The sequence below is a fragment of the Streptomyces coeruleofuscus genome (genome assembly GCF_039532725.1).
Lineage (GTDB): Bacteria > Actinomycetota > Actinomycetes > Streptomycetales > Streptomycetaceae > Streptomyces > Streptomyces coeruleofuscus.
The window spans coordinates 26,592-39,377 of the sequence record NZ_BAAASE010000005.1 but is presented as its reverse complement, the minus strand read 5'-3'; the positions used below and the strand labels follow the sequence as shown (position 1 = coordinate 39,377).

Genomic DNA, 12,786 nt, shown 5'->3' with positions numbered 1-12,786 from the left:
CGACATGGCGGTCGAGGTTCTGCTGCCGAAGATCGGTCTGACCATGCAGGAAGGCACGATCGACGAATGGCTCGTGCCGGTCGGCGCGGCCGTCGCGGAGGGCGACGCGCTGCTGAGGCTGGCGACCGACAAGGTCGACGTGGACGTCGAGGCGGAGGCCGGGGGACTGTTCCACCCGGTGGTCCCGGCGGGCGTCACCGTCCCCACCGGGGCCCTCATCGGCTGGCTGCTGGCCGAGGGTGAGCAGCCACCGGACCCGGCGGGTACGCCGATGCCAGCCGGGTCCGGTGCCGGTGCGTCTCTGCCCGCGCTCAACGGCATCGACGCCGACGCTGCTGCCGCGGTGTCCTCCGTCGACGGCACCGACACCGGCGTTGCTCCCGCGGTGCCCTCCGCCAACGGCACCGGCGGCCGGCTCCTGTCCTCACCCAACGCCCGGCGGGTCGCCACCGCTGCCGACGTCGAGCTCACCGCCGTACGCGGCACGGGACCCGGCGGACGGATCGTCTCCGAGGACGTGGAGGAGTTCCTCGCGGCCCTCCCCGGCGACCTCGGTGACCTGGGCGTCCTCGGCGAGCCGGACGCGCCGGGCGGCACCTCCTACTCGCCGCTGGTCCGCAAGCTGGCCAAGGAACGGGGCATCGACCTGTCCGAGGTGAACGGCACCGGGCCGGGCGGCAGGATCCGCCGCTCCGACCTCGACGCCGTCACCACGGCCCCTCCTCACCGGGACGCGGTCCCTCCCCACCGGGCCGCGGCCCCTCGGCCCGGCGACGTCGTCCCGCTCACCGGGATGCGCGGCACCATCGCCCGCAGGATGCACGCCAGCCTCCAGGAGATGGCACAGCTGACGCACGGCTACGAGGTGCGGATGGACGCCGTGGTGTCCCTGCGGGACCGGCTCAAGGAGGAGTGGGCCGACAGCGATCTGCCGGTGCCCAGCCTCAACGACTTCCTGCTGAAGGCCGCCGCCCTGGCCCTGCGCGAGCACCCGCTGCTCAACGCGACGGTGCGGGATGACGGCATCCATCTGCTCGACGGCATCCACCTGGGCTTCGCCGTGGCCGTCCCGGGCGGCCTCATGGTCCCCGTGATCGAGGACGCCGTGGAGCTGCCGCTGCCCGAGATGGCCCGCCGGTCCAGGGACCTGGCCCAGGCCGCGCGTGAGGGGCGGATCTCCCCCGCACAACTGGAAGGGGCCACCTTCACCGTCACCTCGCTGGGCGGATACGGCGTCGACTTCTTCACCCCGGTGATCAACCCCGGCAATGTCGCGATCCTCGGGGTGGGCAGGCTCAGGGACGGCGTCGAGTGGGCGGACGACCGGCCGCTGCGGACGCGCGTGCTCACCCTGAGCCTCACCTTCGACCACCGTGCCGTCGACGGGGCACCCGCAGCCGAATATCTGCGCACGGTCGGGGACTTGCTGCGCAGGCCCCTCCGGCTGCTGGTGTGATCCGCCGGACCGCCCCTCAGGACGCCGGGTCGGCGATCCGCTCCGCGAGGGCGCCGACCTCGCGGACGAACGAGCGGTGCCCCAGCGACCGGTACACGTCGTCGCCCCGGACCTGCGAGATCGCCGCGGTCTCCAGCAGCGCCAGCAGGCCCAGCCCGATCACCGCCGCCTCGGCGTCGGTGACGGACGTGCGGGCCTTGCGGATCAGCCGCACCAACTCGTCCAGCAACTCGCTGCGGCTCTCCTGGCGCAGCGCCTCCGCCTCCTGGCTCATGCCGGCCGACGACACGAAGAACACCGTGGCGGCGGAACGGTGTTCGCCCAGCCAGGCCAGCAGCGTGGTGACCGCCGCACCGACGTCCGAGCCGGGCTCGTGGGCCTCGGTGAGCGCCTGCAACTGCTCGCGCAGTGCGGTGGCGAACGCCCGCATCCCCTCTGCCAGGACCTGGTCCTTGGAGGAGAAGTGGTAGTACACCGCTGCCGAGGTCATCTCCGCGCGAGCGGCGATGTCGGCCACCGTCACCTCGTCCGGCGGCTGGGTGGCGAACAGCTCGGTGGCTGCTTCGATCACCCACTGCTTGCGCGACGGACGGTGAGCGGCGCGGGTTCCGGAGGTCGTCATGGTGTCAAGTATGCCGGGCGGGGAGTGTCCCGTAAGCCCACGCGCAGCAGGAATTACTCCTCCGGCCGGTTGGAGTTACTGGATAGCATGGGCAGTACACAGGGCCCGCGGACGCGGGGTCACGGCAGCCGGCAGGGAGCATGATGGCCAGCACGAAGAACGGCAAGCAGCCCGCCCACCGACCCTCGCGGCGGCAGCACATCATCACCGCCGCCGTGCGGGTGTTCGGCCGCAACGGCTTCGCGGAGACCAGCATCCAGGACATCGCGGACGAGGCCCAGGTGGTTCCCACGGCCGTCTACTACCACTTCGACGGCAAGGAGGAGCTGCTCGAACTCGCCATGCGTCGCGTGTTCGACCAGCTGAACGCGGTCGTGGAGGCGGCCCGTCCCGAGTCCGAGCCGGGTGACGCGGAGGGGCTGATCCGCGTCATCGACGCCGTGTGGGACTGGGTCGAACAGAACCCGGACGAGGCCCGCCTGTACCAGGTCCAGGTCGCCTCCGCCAACGGCAGCGTCAAGGTGCTGCGGGACGAGTTCGAGCAGCGGCACGTCCAGCGTGGCTACGACTATCTGCCCGAGGGCACCACCCGCAGCCCCCGTGCGGCGAAGGTGCGCCACGCGTCACAGGCGCTCGCGGTCCGCACCCTGATCAGTACGACCATGCTCGTCACCGCGCTGCGGGCGGAGGGGGGACCGCTGTCCCGGCTGCCCTCCCGCTCCGTGCTGGAGGCGGTCAGGGAGCTGGCACTGCGCATCGTCGCCACCGAACAGAAACCGGCGAAACCGGCGCAATCGGGAAAATCGGCGAAGTCGGCCAAGCCGGTCACGTCCCGGACCTGAGGCGGTTCACCAGGCCAGTGGCCTGCGGTCGGCGAACAGCCCGCCGGTCGTCTCGTCGCCCTCGGGCAGGGTCGCCAGCCAGACCGGGGTGTCCGCCCCCTCCCGTGGACCGCGCGGGGCGGAGGAGCCGCCCATGCCGCTGCGGGTCCAGCCGGGATCGGCGGCGTTGACCAGGACGCCCGTGCCGGACAGCTCGGCCGCGAGCATGCGGGTCAGGGCGTTGAGCGCCGTCTTCGAGATCCGGTAGGCGGGACGCCGGCCGGAGTCCATCAGCGCCAGCGAACCGTAGGAACTGGTGACGTTCACGACCCGTCCGTAGCCGGCTTCCACCATGCCCGGGACGACCGCCTGGGCCACTCGCCAGGCGCCGGTGAAGTTGGTGTCCAGCGTGGCGTGCAGGACGTCCTCGTCGACGTAAGGGGGCCGCAGATCGCCGTCCAGCGACACCCCGGCGTTGTTCACCAGCACGTCGATCCCGCCGGTCAGCTCCCTCGCTTCCCGGACCGCTTCGGTGACGCTCCTCGCGGAGGTCACGTCCAGGGCCAGCGGCACCGCCGCCGGGCCGATGGCACGGCACGCCTCCTCGGCGGCCTCCGGCTTTCGCGCCGCGACCAGGACCCGCAGCCCCCGGTCCGCGAGCTGCCGGCCGATCTCCAACCCGATTCCCCGTGCCCCGCCCGTGACGAGTGCGGTTCTGCCGTCGTGCTGCATGGCGGTGTCCGCCCCTTTCACACCGTGAGGACCGAGCAGGCGCTGATCCCGGGCGCCCCGTAGACATGGGTGAAGCCCACCCGGGGAGCGCCGGGCACCTGCAGACCCGGCGCCCGGCCCTGCAACTGCCGTACGACCTCGTGGAACTGACGCAACCCGGAGGCGCCGACGGGCTCCCCGCCGGCCAGACAGCCGCCGTCGGTGTTGATCGGTATCCGGCCCGCGGCATCGGTGTCCCCGGCGGCCAGCAGCGCCTCCTGCTCGCCGTGGCCGCACAGCCCGGTCTCCGCCAGGTGGATCAGCTCCGAGCCGCTGTCGGTGTCCTGCAACTGGGCCACCTGTACATCCGCGGGACGCAGCCCCGCCGTGCGGAAGACCGCCTCCGCGGCGTCCACGCTGGGGCTTCGGTGCGGTCCCGGGGGCAGCCAGGGCGAGAACACCTCGAACGAACCGAACCGCCGGGTCCGGAAGGCCAGCGACGCGAGCCTGACCGGTCGTTCGCACAGGTCGAACGCGCGGTCGCCGAGCGCCAGCACCAGCGCGGCCGAGCCCTGTCCGGGCGAACAGAACATGTACTGGGTGAGCGGGGGACTGACCTCGGCCGAGTCCAGGATCTCCTGCTCCGTCAGCGGCTTGCGCCGCCACGCCAGGGGGTGGTGCGAGCCGTTGCGGAAGGCCCGCGCCGCCACCATCGCCAGCGCCCGCTCCGAGATCCCGTGTTCGTACAGGTACCGCCGGGTCTTGAGGGCGAAGAACTGGGTGGTGAGCATCATGCCGGTCTCGGCGTACCAGTCACCCAGCCCGTAGCGGGCCGCGGAGACGTGGAACGCGCCGCGCTCGTGCTTGTCGAATCCCACCGCCAGTCCCAAGGAGGCCTCGCCCGCGCGCAGCGCGTTGGCCACCGTGAGCACGGTCGAGGCGCCGGTCGCACAGCCGTTCTGCACGTTGACGAACGGCACTCCGGTCAGGCCGAGCCGGCCCACCAGGGTGTCGGGCTTGCCGGACACGTCGGAGCCGCCGGCCGCGTAGCCGATGTCCTCCCAGGCGACACCGGCGTCGGCCAGCGCCTCGCGTATCGCACGCTCGGCCATGTCCATCCCGGTGACGCTCTCGTCGCGGCCGAAGGGATGCATACCGCAGCCCACGACATAGACGTCGTCGGTCCGCCTCATCGTCCGCCGTCCCTGTCCGGTGCGAACGCGAAGGTCAGCACCTCGGTCCCGTCCTCGTCCTGATACGCGGTCACGGTGGTGAGCCGGACCGGCAGACCGATCCGGATCTCCGCGCGGGGCACCGCAAGCCGCGCCTCGACGAGGACCTCACCGAGGTCCACATAGCCCACGTGGTAGGCCCGGTGGCCGCCCGACGGCGGCCGGTACGGCGGCTTCGGCGGGAACGCCTGGAGCGTCCACGACCACACTCGCCCGCTGACCGGCAGCACCCGCGCGGACATCGCCCCGTCCGGACACCTGGGGCAGGAGTCCTGCCGGGGGAAGACGACGGTGCCGCACGCGGAGCAGCGGGCGCCCACGAGACGCGGTGGATCCCCGGCGTCGGAGCCCCCGCCGAACTCCCCGTCGAACAGTGACTCGTCGATGAGTCTGGTGGTCATGCCGTCCCGCCTTCCACGTCACCAGCCCAGCAGCCCGGCCAGCCGTTCCCGATGGTGTGCGGCGCCGCCCAGCAGGACCGCGTCCGACTGGGCGCGCCGGAAGTACAGGTGCGCGTCGTGCTCCCAGGTGAAGCCCATACCGCCGTGGAACTGCACGCACTCGGCGGCGACGGAGACGAACGCCTCGCCGCACCACGCCTGCGCCACCGCCGCCGCTTCGGCCAGCGCCTGGGGTGAGCCGTCCGCCAGGACCGCGCGGACCACGGCCGACCGTGCGGCCTCGACCTGGAGCAGCATGTCGGCGCAGGCGTGCTTGACCGCCTGGAAGCCGCCGATCGCCCTGCCGAACTGGGTGCGGTCGCGCACATGGGCCACCGTCATGTCCAACGCGGCCTGTGCCCCGCCGAGTTGCTCGGCGGCCAGGGCGATCAGCGCCACGTCCAGGGCGCGGGAGACGATGTCCGTTCCCTCGCCGCCGGCGGTCAGCGCCCTGGCCCGGGCCCCGGAGAAGGTGATCACCGCCTGGCCCCGGCTGAGGTCCAGCGTGGGCACCCGGTGCACCGTGACCCCGGGCTCGCGCGGGTCGGCCAGGAAGAGGTCCACGCCGTCGGTGCCCGCCGCGGCCACCACCAGCGCCTCGGCGTCGGCGCCGTCGAGGACGAAGGACGCGGTGCCGTCCAGCAGCGGGACACCGCCCTGCCAGGAGACGGCCACCGGCACGGCGTCGGGCCGCCACCTGCCGTCGGGCGCGGCGACCGCCAGGGCGTGCACGGTCCCCTCGGCCAGCCCGGCCAGTGCCTTGTCGGCCGTACCGCAGCCGGCCAGCACCTGCCCGGCCAGCACGGTGGAGGACAGCAGCGGTACCGGTGCCAGCGTCCTGCCCAGTTCCTCGCAGACGGCGGTGATCTCGGCGAGGCCGCCGATGCCTCCCGCCGACCCGGGCAGGCCGAGGGCCGCGAGGCCGATCTGCCGGCCGAGGGTGTCCCACAACTCGGCGTCGATGCCGGGGGCTTCCTCGGACATCCGGCGGACCGCGGCGGTGCCGCCGGCGTCGGCGCACACCGACCGCACGGTCTCGCGCAGATCGTCCAGCTCGGTGTCCGACAGGGCCGTGCCCTCGGTCGTGGTGCTCGTCATCGCGCGCTCCCGCTTTCGTCCTGCCGCTGCCGCAGGGCACTGTGCGCGGCGGCCATGCGGGCCACCGGTACGCGGTGCGCGGAACAGGAGACGTAGTCCAGGCCGACGTCGTCGCAGAAGGCGATCGACTCCGGGTCCCCGCCGTGCTCACCGCACACGCCGAGCTTGATGCCGGGCCGTACGATCCGTGCCCGTTCGGCGGCCAGGGCCACGAGTGCGCCCACCCCGTCCGGGTCGAGCCGGGCGAACGGGCTGGCGGTCAGGAACCCGCGCTCCCGGTACGAGGCGAGCACCTGGCGCTCGACGTCGTCCCGGGAGAACCCGTAGGTGAGCTGAGTGAGGTCGTTGGTGCCGAAGGAGAAGAACTCGGCGTGCTCGGCGAGTTCACCGGCCAGCAGCGCGGCCCGCGGGGTCTCGATCATCGTGCCGAGCCGGTAAGGGACCTCCACTCCGGTGCGGGCGGCGACCGCGTCGGCGGCTCCGCGCACGTACGCGGCCGCGGCGGCGAGTTCCTCCGGCAGGCTGACGAGCGGGATCATCACCTCCAGCTCCGGCCGCACACCGGTGGCGGCGACATCTGCCCAGGCCGTGAAGAGCGCCTCGGCCTGCGCCGGGTAGAGCCTCTCGTGCAGCAGGGCCAGCCGCACCCCGCGCAGCCCGAGCATCGGGTTCGCCTCGCGCAGTGCGGCGGCCCGCTGCTCCTCGCCCGCGTCCAGGGCCTGTCCGGGGGCGGGCAGGAACTCGTGCAGCGGGGCGTCCAGCAGGCGCACGGTCACCGGGCGGTTCCCGACGGCGGCCAGCAGCGCGCGGAAGTCCTCGTGCTGGGCGCGTTCCAGCGCCACCAGGGCCTCGTCGCGGGCGGTCGGGTCGGCGGCCAGGAGCACCCGGCGGATCAGCGGCAGCCGCTCGCCGAGGAACTGGTGTTCCGTACGGCACAGTCCGACACCCTCCGCGCCCAGGGCGAGGGCCGTGTCGACCTCGGCGGCGGTGTCGGCGTTGACCCGTACGCCCAGCCGGCGCATGCCGTCCGCCCACTCCAGCAGGGTGGACAGCTCGGGCGGCGGTCCGGCGACGCTGACGCTCAGGGTCCCGGCGTAGACGGCGCCGGTACGGCCGTCCAGCGAGACCGGGTCGCCCTCGCGCACCACCCGCTCCCCGAAGCGGACCGTCCCGGCGGCCAGGTCCACCCGCAGCCCCTCGGCGCCGCACACCGCGGGCTTGCCGGCGCCCCGCGCGACCACGGCGGCGTGCGAGGCGATCCCGCCGCTGCCGGTCAGCACGGCAGCGGAGGCCAGCATCCCGGGAACGTCCGCCGGGGTCGTCTCAGCGGCCACGAGCACGACCCGCGTACCGTCCGCGGCCAGTTCGAGGGCACGTTCACTGGACAGCACGACCGCTCCGGTCGCCGCCCCCGGGGACGCGGGCAGCCCCGTCACCAGGAGGTCCTCCCCGCCGGTCAGCCGAAGCTGGGGGTGCAGCAGTTCCTGCACCTGCGCGGGGGTGATCCGCCGTACGGCGTCCTCGCGGCCGAGCGCCCCGTCCCGGGCCAGGTCCGCGGCCAGACACACCGCCGCCCTGAGCGGCGGGCGGAGTTGCGCCGAGGCGGCGAGCAGGGAGATCTCGTCGTCGCGCACCTCGAAGTCGACCGACACCGGTGCCCGCAGATGACGCTCCAGGGTGAGCAGGGAGTGCTCCAGCAGGGCGGACCCGCCCGCGAGCCGGTCCAGCGGTTCACCGGTGTGCGGCGGCGGGGCGCTGCGGCGCACACCTCGGAAGAAGAAGCCCTGGGGGGAGAGCCGCCCGGTCTCGGGGTCGCGGCTGACCGCCGTGCCGTAGCCCGAGTGGTCCGCCGGGCCGATGCGCGACGCCTGCACGTGCAGGGCGAGGGTCAGATCGGCGGGGAGCCGCTGGGCCCGGCGGGACCTCCGGGCGCGCGGTGAGTCCCACCGGGCGAGGAGGGCGCGGGCGGCCAGCGCGAGCTGTTGCGCAGGGTCGTCCGGGAAGGGCTGGGAGCCGTGCCGCGCCACCAGGGAGAGCAGCGCTTCCACTCGCGCTCGCGGCTCGGGCGTGTCCAGGAGGGCGTCGTCGAGCACCGCACCGGACACGTCGAGGGCGTACTCGGCGATCATCCGTACGGTGGCGGCCCACACCTCGTGCAAGGCCTCCGCGCGTCCGATGACGGCGCACAGGTCGTCGGCGTTGCCCGAGGTCACACCGAGACAGGCCAGGTCCGGCGGCAGCCCCGCGATCTCGGTCGGCGCACTCGCCGACAGCCGCAGCAGCAGCGGCCGGCCCGCGTCGCCGATCCGCCGCCCCGAGAGCTGCTCGACCAGATCGACGGCGGCCTCGGCGGTGTCGGGTTCACCCAGCGACGCGGAGGCGCCCGCGGGCACGGTGAGCCCCGGCACGACCGGCAGCCCGAGGGCCACCAGCCGGTCCATCGCCGCGCCGTGCGCGCCCAGCTCATTGGCGTCGAGGCCCCGGATCCGGCCCTGCCCGTAGGGCACCAGGACCCGGCCGGGGGCCTCGGAGGGCGCGAGAGGAGCGCCGGACTGTGCGAGCGGGCCCGCTTCGCGGTCGGCGACGCTCACCCCCGGCTCCTCGTGACCAGTTCCTCTTCCAGGGCCTCGTCCTCGGCCCGGCTGATCCCCAGCACGAGCAGCAGCTCCTGGTGCAGCCGCATCCACACGGTGTGGTACGAGTCGCACAGAGGTGAGGCCAGCCACGCCGTCGCGCCGTCGTCGAAACGGTCGAGGGCTTCCTCCAGGGCCGGGAGGTACCGGTCGCTGCCCGCGAGCACCCGCTCCAGCCTGCGCAGCACGGGCTGGATGGCCTCGTGGACGTCTTCCAGCGACTCGCGCACCCCGGCGTCGTAGGCGTCGTCGGAGTGGTCGTTCGCGGAGCCGTCGGGGCGGCACTGCCAGGCCGTGCACACGTCGCGGATCTTCCGGTTGACCGGCAGGAAGGCCTCGTAAGCGGCGGTGATCCGCGCCTCCTGCTCGGAGCCGGCGGGGACCCGCAGCATCCGCGCGGCGGCGGCCTTGGCCCGCTCGGTCGGCAGCACCACCGGACCCTTCACCATCGCCAGCCCGGCGTCGACCAGCGGACGGTGCTCGGACTCCGGCCGGCCGCGCCACATGCCACGCAGGACGAGGTCGACGAGGGCTTCGCCGAGAGGCTCGTCGGGAGCGTCCGGAAGGCCCACGGCAGCAGATTGCATCGCCACACCTTTTCCCCGGTTCTGTGGTGACCGGTTCCTTGGATCTGTGTTGCCCGGAGGTTACGCCTCGGCGAGCCTGTTAGTGAAGAGGGACTCAAGAAACACTTTCGGATTCGCCGGCCTCGGTCCGGCCGTCGCCCGCCTTCGGACGCTGCCGCGCGGCGAGGAACGACGCCATGCGGTCCCGCGCCTCCCGGCCGTCGGCCAGAGAGGCGATCAGCCGCGCCTCTTCGGCGAGGTGGCGGCACAGTTCGGCGCCGGTGCCGGCGCGCAGCAGGCCTTTCGCGGCACGCAGCGCGTCACCGGCGCCGGCGGCCAGGCCGGCCGCTGTCCGGTGTGCCGCGTCGTCCAGTTCCTCGTCGTCCACGGAGTGGGAGACCAGGCCCCACCGTTCGGCGTCGTCGCCGGTCAGGACCCGGTTGGTGAGGATCAGATCCGCCGCCCTGCGAGGGCCCACCAGGCGCGGCAGGAACCAGGAGGCCCCGCAGTCCGGCGTCAGCCCGATCGCCGTGTACGCCAGCCGGAACCGCGCGGACCGGGCCGCCAGGACGATGTCACCGACCAGCGCCAGGCCGATCCCGCCACCCGCGGCCGCGCCGCGCACGGCGGTCACCAGCGGTACGGGCAGCTCGTACAGGGCCTGTACCGCCGCGTGCGCGGCGCTCGCCACGGCATGCACGTAGGCGCCGGTCCCGGCGCCGCGACCGGCGAAGGCGCGCAGGTCACCGCCCACGCAGAAGCTGCCGCCCGCCGCCCGCAGCAGCACGGCGCCGCCCGGGTCCGCGGCCACCTCGCGCGCGATGTCCCGCAAGGCCTCGGCCGTCCTCAAGTCCAGGGCGTTGCCCCGTCCCGGGTCGTCGAGTCTCAGCTCGACGACCCGGTCGGGGTGGCGGACGATCCGGACCGGCTCGGTGCTCACGGCAAGGCCCATGGGTGCTTCTCCTGTCGTAGCTTCCCGTCGCCGGGTGCTTCCCGTCCCCGGTGCTTCCAGGCAAGATACTTAAGACGCTATACAGTTTCTAGATGCGACGGGACCCGATGCCCGTACGCCCGTCGGCGGGAGGTCCCGTGCCCATCCAGTTCGATGTAGACCCGACTGTCACTCAACTCGCCTCGAAGACGGCCGAGTTCGTGCGCGAAGTGGTCATTCCGGCCGAGCGTGAGTGCGGCGGCTCGGTGCACGACGCCCCCGAGGCCCTGCGGGAGACATTGCAAAAGGCCGCCCGTGACGCGGGGGTGTTCGCTCCGCACGTGCCTGCGCGCTGGGGCGGACACGGACTCGACCTGCGCGGGCAGGCGGTGGTGTTCGAAGCGGCGGGCTACTCCCTGCTCGGACCGCTGGCGCTGAACTGCGCCGCCCCGGACGAGGGCAACATGCACCTGCTGGAGAAGGTGGCCACCGAAGAGCAGAAGCAGAGGTATCTGCGTCCGCTCGCCGAGGGCGAATCACGGTCCTGCTTCGCCATGACCGAACCGGCGCCTGGTGCGGGTGCCGATCCCCGCTCCCTGCGGACCACCGCGACCCGGGTCCCCGGCGGCTGGCGCATCGACGGGCGCAAGTGGTTCATCACCGGTGCCGAGGGAGCCGGCTTCGCCATCGTCATGGCCCGCACCTCCGGCAGTCCCGGCGACCCGGGCGGCGCCACCATGTTCCTGGTCGACGCCGGCAATCCCGGCATGCGTCTCGTCCGGACCATCGAGACCCTCGACGAGTCGCTCTTCGCCGGGCACAGCGAGATCGCCTTCGAGGGGTGCGTGGTGGGGGAGGAGCAGGTGCTCGGCGCGGTGGACCACGGTTTCGAGGGGGCCCAGGTCAGGCTCGGTCCCGCCCGGATGACGCACTGCATGCGCTGGCTGGGAGCTGCCCGCCGTGCCCAGGACGTGGCGCTGGAGCGGGCGGGGAGCCGGATGGCGTTCGGCTCGGTGCTGGGAGACCTCGGCATGGTCCAGCAGATGCTGGCCGACTCCGAGATCGACATCGAGGCGAGCCGCGCCCTGATCCAGCGCACCGCCTGGGAACTGGACACCGGCTCCGCGGCCGCCTCGCAGCTCACTTCGGTGTCCAAGACCTTCGTGGCGGAGGCGGTGAACCGAGTGGTGGACCGCGCGGTGCAGATCTGCGGAGCGCTGGGCATCTCGGCCGCCGACGCTCCGCTGGCCCGCCTGTTCAGGGAGGTGCGGCCGTTCCGCATCTACGACGGCCCGTCGGAGACGCATCGTTTCGCCATAGCGCGTCGCGCGCTGCGGCCCTACCGGCAGCCGCGCACGGGTGTCGCCGACGGCTGATGACGACGGCGAGCCAATGCGCAACCAAAAGTTGCGCATGAACGCCCGCTGCCGTACTCTGATACGCAACTAAAGGTTGCGAAAGGGTTCGGGCATGGAGTACGGCAGCATCGAACGCGAGATCCACGTCGACGCACCACCGGAGGTGGTCTTCGAGGTCGTCAGCCGGCCGGAGCACATGCGGGAGTGGTGGCCGGACGACGCCCGGTTCAAGCCCGTCGCAGGGGCGCCCGGTGAGCTCTTCTGGCGGGACGAGGGGACCGGCGAGACGATGACCGTCGCGCTCACCGTCGTCGAGGTCGACCCGCCGTCGCGGTTCTCTTTCAGGTGGTGCTACACCGACGCCGCACGTGGCGGGGACTCGTTGCTGGTCACCTTCGACCTGGTGCCGACGGAGCAGGGGACCCGAGTGCGGATGACCGAGACCGGGTTCCGCGAGATGGGCTGGGAGATCGCCGTACTCGAGGAGCAGTACCGCGATCACGTGAGCGGCTGGGACCACTACATCCCCCGGCTGGACGCGTACATCGCGCGACTGGTGTCGACCCCATGAGCACGCCGGTCGACGACGAACTGTGGTCGGCGATCGGTGACCCCACCCGGCGCACGCTGATCGACCTGCTCCTCGCGTCCGGAGCCGGAACGGCCACCTCGCTCAGCTCGGGCCTGCCCCTCACCCGGCAGGCCGTGTCCAAACACCTCGCCGTCCTCGACCGGGTCGGGCTGGTTCGTGCCGAGCCCGCCGGCCGCGAGCGGCGCTACCGGGTCGACGAGGCACAACTCGCCCGCGCGGCCGCGCAACTGGCAGCGGTCGGCACGTCCTGGGACGCCCGACTGCGCCGGATCAAGCACATCGCGGAGGCGATCGAGCGCAGCCGCAACCACACCGAAGGAGAATGA

Annotated in this window: 13 protein-coding genes; 5 read left to right on the top strand and 8 right to left on the bottom strand. The window is 73.0% G+C overall.

Annotated features, from left to right (window positions below):
- Positions 1–4: 4 nt before the first annotated feature.
- Positions 5–1,456 (top strand): 2-oxo acid dehydrogenase subunit E2, encoded by a 1,452-nt coding sequence (locus tag ABFX81_RS19690; RefSeq protein WP_346138402.1) that lies wholly within the window; start codon positions 5–7, stop codon positions 1,454–1,456.
- A 16-nt stretch (positions 1,457–1,472) separates the two neighbouring features.
- Here ABFX81_RS19690 and ABFX81_RS19685 read toward each other — a convergent pair whose 3' ends face one another.
- Positions 1,473–2,078: a TetR/AcrR family transcriptional regulator gene (locus tag ABFX81_RS19685; protein WP_086854778.1), complete on the bottom strand. Its 606-nt coding sequence runs from the start codon at positions 2,076–2,078 to the stop codon at positions 1,473–1,475.
- Positions 2,079–2,221: 143 nt separating this feature from the next.
- On the opposite strand from ABFX81_RS19685, the gene ABFX81_RS19680 reads away from it, so the two are divergent.
- Positions 2,222–2,920, top strand: a complete 699-nt coding sequence (locus ABFX81_RS19680) for a TetR/AcrR family transcriptional regulator (RefSeq protein WP_346138401.1) — start codon at positions 2,222–2,224, stop codon at positions 2,918–2,920.
- A gap of 6 nt (positions 2,921–2,926) precedes the next feature.
- Here ABFX81_RS19680 and ABFX81_RS19675 read toward each other — a convergent pair whose 3' ends face one another.
- The 7 genes from ABFX81_RS19675 to ABFX81_RS19645 form a co-directional block, all read right to left on the bottom strand.
- Positions 2,927–3,631, bottom strand: coding sequence for an SDR family NAD(P)-dependent oxidoreductase (locus ABFX81_RS19675; RefSeq protein ID WP_086854780.1), 705 nt, complete (start codon positions 3,629–3,631; stop codon positions 2,927–2,929).
- Positions 3,632–3,648: 17 nt separating this feature from the next.
- Entirely contained in the window at positions 3,649–4,803 is a 1,155-nt protein-coding gene (locus ABFX81_RS19670) for a thiolase C-terminal domain-containing protein (RefSeq protein WP_086854781.1), read from the bottom strand.
- Positions 4,800–5,243, bottom strand: coding sequence for a zinc ribbon domain-containing protein (locus ABFX81_RS19665; RefSeq protein WP_086854782.1), 444 nt, complete (start codon positions 5,241–5,243; stop codon positions 4,800–4,802). Before ABFX81_RS19665 ends, ABFX81_RS19670 begins: the two co-directional genes overlap by 4 nt.
- A gap of 18 nt (positions 5,244–5,261) precedes the next feature.
- Positions 5,262–6,380, bottom strand: a complete 1,119-nt coding sequence (locus ABFX81_RS19660) for an acyl-CoA dehydrogenase family protein (protein ID WP_346138400.1) — start codon at positions 6,378–6,380, stop codon at positions 5,262–5,264.
- Positions 6,377–8,971, bottom strand: a complete 2,595-nt coding sequence (locus ABFX81_RS19655; protein WP_086853075.1) for a putative PEP-binding protein — start codon at positions 8,969–8,971, stop codon at positions 6,377–6,379. Before ABFX81_RS19655 ends, ABFX81_RS19660 begins: the two co-directional genes overlap by 4 nt.
- Positions 8,968–9,600 (bottom strand): hypothetical protein, encoded by a 633-nt coding sequence (locus ABFX81_RS19650; protein ID WP_346138399.1) that lies wholly within the window; start codon positions 9,598–9,600, stop codon positions 8,968–8,970. Before ABFX81_RS19650 ends, ABFX81_RS19655 begins: the two co-directional genes overlap by 4 nt.
- A gap of 94 nt (positions 9,601–9,694) precedes the next feature.
- Positions 9,695–10,531, bottom strand: a complete 837-nt coding sequence (locus ABFX81_RS19645) for an enoyl-CoA hydratase-related protein (RefSeq protein WP_086853079.1) — start codon at positions 10,529–10,531, stop codon at positions 9,695–9,697.
- A gap of 137 nt (positions 10,532–10,668) precedes the next feature.
- Between ABFX81_RS19645 and ABFX81_RS19640 the strand changes: the two genes are divergently transcribed.
- The 3 genes from ABFX81_RS19640 (at position 10,669) to ABFX81_RS19630 (ending at position 12,786) form a co-directional block, all read left to right on the top strand.
- The gene (locus ABFX81_RS19640; protein WP_086853081.1) at positions 10,669–11,886 is read left to right on the top strand and encodes an acyl-CoA dehydrogenase family protein; all 1,218 of its coding nucleotides are present in this window, start codon (positions 10,669–10,671) and stop codon (positions 11,884–11,886) included.
- A gap of 94 nt (positions 11,887–11,980) precedes the next feature.
- Entirely contained in the window at positions 11,981–12,439 is a 459-nt protein-coding gene (locus ABFX81_RS19635) for an SRPBCC domain-containing protein (protein WP_086853083.1), read from the top strand.
- The gene (locus tag ABFX81_RS19630; protein ID WP_086853085.1) at positions 12,436–12,786 is read left to right on the top strand and encodes a metalloregulator ArsR/SmtB family transcription factor; all 351 of its coding nucleotides are present in this window, start codon (positions 12,436–12,438) and stop codon (positions 12,784–12,786) included. Before ABFX81_RS19635 ends, ABFX81_RS19630 begins: the two co-directional genes overlap by 4 nt.